Below are 6,133 nucleotides of genomic sequence, written 5' to 3'. Positions count from 1 at the left end.
CTTGAGCGAACCCTGTCGGATAGCCTTGGTCTTGAAGTCACCGTCAATCACAAGGCATCGGGCGGCCATCTTCGCATCGCCTACAAGACGCTCGATCAGCTCGAGGAAATTTGCCGTCTGCTCGAGCGTCGCTGAGCGTATTGCCCCGACATTTCTGAACGATGGACAGGCGCGCCCCGCACGTGAGGCGCGTCTTATTTATTGATTTATCTTTCTTTTTGCGCGAAGGCCCGTCTGCCACTCCCTTGAGGATGCCTGTCCGGATCTAGAGGAAAGCCTTGGTTTTAGAAAGACGAAGGCAGATAGAGGCATGGCGTGCCTTCGAACCAATCGCTTCAACGCCGTGCGGACTGCACGGCGATTGCCATGAGGTTCTGCAGAACCAGGCTTTCTTCGAGGCTGGCGCGGTTTCGGCTTTGGAAGATGGTCGTCTGCAGACGATTGAGTTCACGGCGTATTGCCGGTGCCGTCCACTGCTTCAATGCGGCTTCGACGATCGGCTTGCGTCGAAAATGCAGACCGCGGCCCAGCGTGGCAATTACCTGGCCCGCTTGCTGGCGGCTGGCATCCATTTCGGCGCGCATCACGTCGAGCTGCTGGAACTGTCGCAGGCAGGCTTGCAGCACTAGAAATGCCGGCGTTTTTGAGGTGGTGATCTTTTGCATGGCGTGCAGCAGGCCGTCGAGATCGCCCTTCAATACGGCGTCGACCGCGTCGTCGACGGAAATGGCGCTGGCGTCGCCGACGATATCGAGCACGTCTTCCTCATCGACAGCGCTCTTGCCACGGCAATACAGGGCAAGCTTGCGCAGTTCGTTGCGCGATGCCAGGCGGTCGCCGCCGAGCGCCTCTACCAGACGCGCACGGGCGGCCGGCGTGATTCCCAGCTTCTCGTCGCCAAGCTCCTTGTCGATCAGGGCCTGCAGGCCGCGGATGTCATCGCTGTAGCAGGCGATACAGGCGACTGAGCGGGCCGTTTCGCCAATCTTGCGGAGTGCTGCGCCCTTTTTCAGGTCACCGGCCTCGACGATCACGTAGCTCCCGGACGGTGGTTCGGCAGCCAGAAGGCCCATGGCATCGACGAGCGATTTCTCGTTGGCTGCGCCCCGCACCCAGATGAGCTTTTCGCCGCCAAAGAGCCCAATGGAATTGACTTCGTCGAGCAAGCGGCCAGGCGATTGCGCCAGTTCGCTGACATCGAGTTTCAAGACGGAAAATGGATCATCCAACGGCACGCCGCAACGCGCGGCAAGTGCCGAAGCGCGTTCGGAAACGAGCCCGCGATCGGGCCCGTAGAGAATGAACAACCGATAGACACCGGCAGACTTCTGGAGGAAGGAGTCGAATTCGTGCGACTTGACTTCGCTCATTCCGACACCGACTAGCGGCTGAGGGCCGCGGCGATATCAGCCCGGATCAGCTCTGCCAGTTCCCTCGCGGCGCGGTTTTCGCCGTCGCGAACGGCGCGCACCTTGGCAAATTCCTGAACGGGGAAATCGACGAGCGCGACCGCCGTGCGGTTGCCGGACTTGATCGTCTCGCCTGTACCGATCTTCGTCAGGTTATAGTCCGCCTTGACGACGATGCGACCGGCGCTGGCGCGATCGACACGGTCCTTGTTCTGATCGTAGAGCACGCCCATGGCGCGGGTCGTGACCTCAAGCGCCAGGTGATATTGCGGGTTCACCGGTTCGCCTTGTCCGCCTGCCGCCAGGAAGATCAGGGCGTTGCGCACTTCTTGCTCAACGCGGTCGTCAGCGTCGGAAATCTCGATCGCTGCCATTGCCGTGGAGGTGCCGACGGGATCGGAATAAAGCGGCCTGACCTGGCAGCCGGCGAGCGCGGTCAGCAAAAGAACACCTGCCAGCATCGGGATCGACCGAATGCGGAAGCCAGCTCTATCAGACAACGACATTGACGATCCTCTGGGGCACAACGATGATTTTCTTGGGGCTGCTGCCGTTGAGCGCGGACTTGACGGCCTCGAGCGCCAGGACGGCGCTTTCGATCGCACTCTGATCTGCATCGCGGGCGATTGTCAAATCAGCGCGCTTCTTGCCGTTGATCTGCACCGGAAGTGTGATTTCGTTCTCGACGACCAGCGCTGGATTGAAAGTCGGCCAGCCGCTCTCCGCGATCAGCCCTTCGCCGCCGATCTCGCGCCAGCATTCCTCGGCGAGGTGTGGCGTCATCGGGGCGATCAGGTTGATGAGGATCGACGTGGCGTCCTTCACAGCACCCGCGAGCGCCGCGTCCGCCTTGCCGGCGGCAACCTGGGTCAGCGGCGCGGCAAGCGTGTTCACGAGCTCATAGATGCGCGCCACGGCCTTGTTGAAGGCGAGCTTGTCGTAGTCCGCCTCAACCGCGCGCAGCGTCTTGTGCGCGGCCTGTGAAACCGGGAGCGCCTCGCCTTCAAGTGCCGGCGCAGCTTCGATCGCGCGCAGCTTCTCAGCGGCTTCGCTCAGCAGGCGCCAGACGCGCTGGACGAAACGATGTGAACCTTCGACACCGGCTTCGGACCAGATGACGTCACGGTCCGGTGGCGAATCGGAGAGAACGAAGAAGCGCGCCGTATCGGCGCCGTAGGAAGCGATGATGTCGTCGGGGTCGACAACGTTCTTCTTCGACTTCGACATCTTCTCGATCGAGCCGATGGCGATTTCTTCGCCGGTCTCCAGGAGAGTGGCGCGGCGGCGCCCATCGATCTCCTCGATGCGGATCTCGGCAGGCGTTACCCATTCGCGCTGGGCGCCTTCGCCGCGGCTATAGGTTTCGTGCACGACCATGCCCTGGGTGAAGAGCCCCTTGAACGGCTCGTCGATTGCCACATGGCCGGTCGCCTTCATCGCGCGGGTGAAGAAGCGCGAGTAGAGCAGGTGCAGGATCGCATGCTCGATGCCGCCGATATACTGATCCACCGGCAGCCAATGGTTGGCGACCTTGGGGTCGGTCGGGTTGTCTTCCCACGGCGCGGTGAAGCGCGTGAAATACCACGACGAATCGACGAAGGTATCCATCGTGTCCGTCTCGCGCCGAGCGTCCTTGCCGCAATGCGGGCAGGCTACGTGGCGCCAGGTCGGATGACGGTCGAGCGGATTGCCCGGCTTGTCGAAGGTAACGTCGGGCGGCAGCACGACCGGGAGGTCTGCCTTGGGAACCGGCACGACGCCGCAGTCTTCGCAATGGATGACCGGGATCGGGCAGCCCCAATAGCGCTGGCGCGAGATGCCCCAGTCGCGCAGGCGGAAGTTCACCTTGCGCTCGGCACGCGGCGTGCTGTCGAGCGTTTCCTTTTCGAGCTTCGAAGTGACCGTCTCGAAGGCTTCTTCGGTCGACAGGCCGTCGAGGAAGCGCGAGTTGATCATTACGCCGTCGCCGATATAGGCCTCGTCACCGATGGCGAAGGTCGCGGCATCGCCATCCCTCGGCATGACGACGGGAACGACCGGCAAGTCGTACTTGCGGGCGAAGTCGAGGTCGCGCTGGTCGCCGGAAGGGCAGCCGAAGATGGCGCCCGTGCCGTAGTCCATCAGCACGAAATTGGCGACATAGACCGGCAGTTCCCAGCTCGGGTCGAGCGGGTGCTTGGCGCGAATTCCGGTATCGATGCCCTTCTTTTCGGCCGTTTCCAGTGCGGCGAGCGAGGTGCCGGCACGGCGGCACTCCTCGCAGAATGCGTCGACTTCCGCGTTGGTGGCCGCTACTTGCCTGGCCAGCGGATGGTCCGCGGCGATCGCCAGGAAAGAGGCACCGAAGAGCGTGTCCGGTCGGGTCGTGTAGACGGTGAGCTCGGTTGCGTCGCCCGCGGTGCCGTCAACGAGTTCCCAACGCAGCGACAGACCTTCCGAGCGCCCGATCCAGTTCTTCTGCATCAGGCGCACCTTCTCGGGCCACTGATCCAGCGTGTCGAGGGCGTCGAGCAGTTCCTGGCTGAAGTCGGTGATGCGGAAGAACCATTGCGTCAGTTCGCGTTGTTCGACCAGCGCGCCCGAGCGCCAGCCGCGGCCGTCAATTACCTGCTCGTTGGCGAGCACGGTGTTGTCGACCGGATCCCAGTTGACCTTGGACTGCTTGCGATAGACGAGGCCCTTTTCCAGGAAGTCCAGGAACAGGTGTTGTTGGCGCTGGTAGTAGGCGGGGTCACAGGTCGCGAATTCGCGGTTCCAGTCGAGCGACAGGCCCATGACCTTCAGCTGTGCCTTCATCGAGGCGATGTTCTGGTAGGTCCAGCTTGCCGGATGCACGCCGCGCTCCATGGCGGCGTTCTCGGCCGGCATGCCGAAGGCGTCCCAGCCCATGGGATGCAGCACGTTGAAGCCACGGGCGCGCTTGTAGCGTGCCACCACGTCACCCATGGTGTAGTTGCGTACGTGGCCCATGTGGATGCGGCCCGAGGGATAGGGGAACATCTCGAGCACGTAGTACTTTTCGCGCGGATCGTCGTTCTCGGTCTGGAAGACCTCGTTCTTTTCCCATTCCTGTTGCCAACGGGGCTCGGCATCACGCGGATTGTATCGTTCGCTAGACATGTCTTTTCGATGTTCCGGAAGTTCTGCGGCGCATAGGGGCGCCTCATGATGTTTGGGGTGACCTTCACCACGAAACCGCCTGACGGTCAAGTTTTTGAAGGGTTTGCCGCGACACTTTGGCGGATTTGAGCCTGCCGGTGTGGCAGCGACCTTGGCAAGTCGACCAACTTTGCCTAAGCCCCTGGGTGGGTGGTTTGAAAATCCCGTGTCGGAGAGCAGGTCCATGGAAGTTCAAGAGCGGTTGCAGGATGTCGTGAGCCGGATTCAGGCGGCTGAGAAGTCTGCCGATCGGGCCGAGCGCGCCGTCACGCTGGTTGCGGTTTCCAAGACCTTCGATGCCGATGCCATCCGGCCGGTGATCGCGGCAGGCCAGAGGGTCTTTGGTGAAAACCGGGTGCAGGAAGCTCAGGGCAAGTGGCCGGAACTGAAGGCGGAGACAGCAGGCCTTGAACTTCACCTGATCGGCCCGCTGCAATCGAACAAGGCGGCCGAGGCGGTTGCTCTGTTCGATGTCATCGAGACGGTCGACCGCGACAAGATTGCCCGTGCGCTCGCTGCGGAAATGCAGAAGCAAGGTCGGAACCTCAGGCTTTACGTCCAGGTCAACACCGGGCTCGAGCCACAAAAGGCCGGCATCCCACCCGAAGAGACCGTTGCCTTCGTCGATCTCTGCCGCCAGGAACTGGGCCTCCAGATTGAGGGGCTGATGTGCATTCCGCCGGTCGAGGAAAATCCGGGCCCGCATTTCGCTCTGCTCGCCAAGCTTGCCGCCGCCTGCAAGCTCGAAAAGCTCTCGATGGGGATGTCTGGCGATTTCGAGACGGCCGTGTTGTTCGGCGCCACCAGCGTTCGGGTCGGTTCCGCCATTTTCGGCGCACGCTGACGATGGAGCGTTGAGGACGCTCCTCTCATTGTTTTGCGCGGCTGCGGACGCGAAACCGTTTCACTTCGCTGGAATTGCTCAATCTCGACTTATACCGCTTTCGTCGGGGTTCCCCTGCCCACTCATTAGCCTATCCTTGTGCACGAGGAGGCCGGACATGTCCGGCAACATGCATAGGGAGGAACGGAAATGGCGAGTCGCTATTCCGAAGTGTACGCCGCCTGGAAGGCGGATCCGCAAGGTTTCTGGTCCGGCGCTGCCGACGCGATCGACTGGTTCGAGCGTCCGCAACGCGCCTTTGATGCCGAAGGCGGCACCTATGGGCACTGGTATGCCGGTGGCTCGACGAACACCTGCTACAATTGTCTCGACCGTCATGTCGAGGCGGGGCGCGGCGAGCAGATCGCCTTCATCTATGACAGTCCGGTCACCGGCCGGGTGGAACGTATCTCCTATGCGGCACTGCTTGCCGATGTGAAGGCGCTGGCCGCCGTCTATCGGGGGCTCGGGGTCGGCAAGGGCGACCGCATCATCATTTATATGCCGATGATCCCGCAGGCAGCGGTTGCCATGCTGGCTGCCGCGCGCATCGGAGCCGTGCATTCCGTGGTCTTCGGCGGATTTGCCGCTAACGAGTTGGCGGTCCGCATCGACGATTGCCAGGCAAAGCTCGTGGTGTCGGCAAGCTGCGGCATTGAGCCCGGCCGAACCGTGGCCTACA

At 62.2% G+C, this 6,133-nt stretch carries 5 protein-coding genes and 1 pseudogene; 3 read left to right on the top strand and 3 right to left on the bottom strand.

What is annotated here, in order from left to right; all coding sequences use genetic code 11:
• Positions 1-135 (top strand): annotated as a pseudogene (locus I8N66_RS10260) (chromosome partitioning protein ParB); the annotation flags it as partial.
• A gap of 200 nt (positions 136-335) precedes the next feature.
• Here the strand turns inward: I8N66_RS10260 and holA are convergent.
• From holA to leuS, 3 genes are read right to left on the bottom strand one after another with little or no spacing between them, the layout of a single operon-like run.
• Entirely contained in the window at positions 336-1,370 is a 1,035-nt protein-coding gene (holA, locus tag I8N66_RS10255) for a DNA polymerase III subunit delta (RefSeq protein WP_291153143.1), read from the bottom strand.
• A gap of 11 nt (positions 1,371-1,381) precedes the next feature.
• On the bottom strand, positions 1,382-1,915 hold the full coding sequence (lptE, locus tag I8N66_RS10250) for an LPS assembly lipoprotein LptE (RefSeq protein ID WP_291153140.1): 534 nt from the start codon (positions 1,913-1,915) through the stop codon (positions 1,382-1,384).
• Positions 1,902-4,529, bottom strand: a complete 2,628-nt coding sequence (gene leuS, locus I8N66_RS10245; protein WP_291153137.1) for a leucine--tRNA ligase — start codon at positions 4,527-4,529, stop codon at positions 1,902-1,904. The genes lptE and leuS overlap by 14 nt, the downstream gene beginning before the upstream one ends.
• Before the next feature lie 223 nt (positions 4,530-4,752).
• Between leuS and I8N66_RS10240 the strand changes: the two genes are divergently transcribed.
• Together I8N66_RS10240 and I8N66_RS10235 are read left to right on the top strand one after the other, a co-directional pair.
• Entirely contained in the window at positions 4,753-5,412 is a 660-nt protein-coding gene (locus I8N66_RS10240; RefSeq protein WP_291153134.1) for a YggS family pyridoxal phosphate-dependent enzyme, read from the top strand.
• 189 nt (positions 5,413-5,601) lie between these two features.
• Positions 5,602-6,133: AMP-binding protein (locus I8N66_RS10235; protein ID WP_291153132.1), on the top strand; the 532-nt coding region annotated here is incomplete at its 3' end.

Origin of the sequence: Ensifer sp. SSB1, assembly GCF_016652895.1 — a bacterium.
Taxonomy (GTDB): Bacteria; Pseudomonadota; Alphaproteobacteria; order Rhizobiales; family Rhizobiaceae; genus Ensifer.
This window is presented reverse-complemented; position numbering and strand designations above follow the sequence as displayed.

Bases quoted from the DNA above. Each gene is read 5' to 3' on its own strand.
- holA (WP_291153143.1), bottom strand. From the start codon at position 1,370: ATGAGCGAAGTCAAGTCGCACGAATTCGACTCCTTCCTCCAGAAGTCT.
- I8N66_RS10240 (WP_291153134.1), top strand. From the start codon at position 4,753: ATGGAAGTTCAAGAGCGGTTGCAGGATGTCGTGAGCCGGATTCAGGCG.
- lptE (WP_291153140.1), bottom strand. From the start codon at position 1,915: ATGTCGTTGTCTGATAGAGCTGGCTTCCGCATTCGGTCGATCCCGATG.
- leuS (WP_291153137.1), bottom strand. From the start codon at position 4,529: ATGTCTAGCGAACGATACAATCCGCGTGATGCCGAGCCCCGTTGGCAA.